Annotated in this window: 1 protein-coding gene; it reads right to left on the bottom strand. The window is 41.9% G+C overall.

Translation table 11 applies throughout. The annotated features are described in order from the left end of the window. On the bottom strand, positions 1-793 hold a 793-nt coding region (locus IEY40_RS20110), incomplete at both ends, for a flagellin N-terminal helical domain-containing protein (RefSeq protein WP_188959364.1).

The following is a 793-nucleotide window of genomic DNA, read 5'->3' as shown; positions in this document are numbered from 1 at the left end:
CGGCTACGCGCATCTGTCACGTTCGATTCAATATTACCTAAATTACTGATGGTAAAGTTCATGCGGTTTTGAACGGCACCTAAGTCTGCACGTTGACTGTCAATCGTTGCTAATGCTTCATCAATAACGGTGATAGCATTTTGTGAACCTTTATAAGTACTGATATCGATATCATTTACAGATACATCAGCAGCTGTTGCAGTTGCAAAAGCAGTTGAACCCGCTGCACCAGCTTGAGTAAGTGAAGCTCCACCGTCAACTAGGCCTTCAATAACCACACCATCACCATCATCATTGACACGAGCATAAACTCCCGTCGGCTCTGATGCACCATTTAAACCTTGGTTAAGTGCGTCCGCAAAACCAGCATAATCACTTGCATCTACTTTTGATAGATCAACAGTCAAAGTTTCAGCTGCACCACCATCTGGTGTATAAGTAAACACAACATTATCAGCAGTTATCGCTGCATTCATATTGGTTTCGTCAAACTCTCCACTGGCAACTTTTGCACTTTTAGTCAAAGCATCTGCTGAAATGTCACCTAAAGTAACAGAAATCGTTTCATTGGCATTTGAACCCACCTGGAAAGACTTTGTACCAAAATTACCATTTAATAATTTTTGACCACCAAATGATGTGGTATCGGCAATACGAGTTAATTCTGTTTGCAGAGAAGCCACTTCTTTTTGAAGTGATTCGCGGTCTGCTGCTGAGTTAGAACCGTTAGCTGACTGAAGTGATAAGTCACGCATACGTTGTAAGATATTGGTAGACTCACTCATCGCGCCTT

The sequence above is a fragment of the Shewanella ulleungensis genome (assembly GCF_014648315.1).
Classification (GTDB): Bacteria; Pseudomonadota; Gammaproteobacteria; order Enterobacterales; family Shewanellaceae; genus Shewanella; species Shewanella ulleungensis.
The sequence above is the reverse complement of the archived record's forward strand: the minus strand, read 5'-3'. Positions and strand labels throughout refer to the sequence as shown.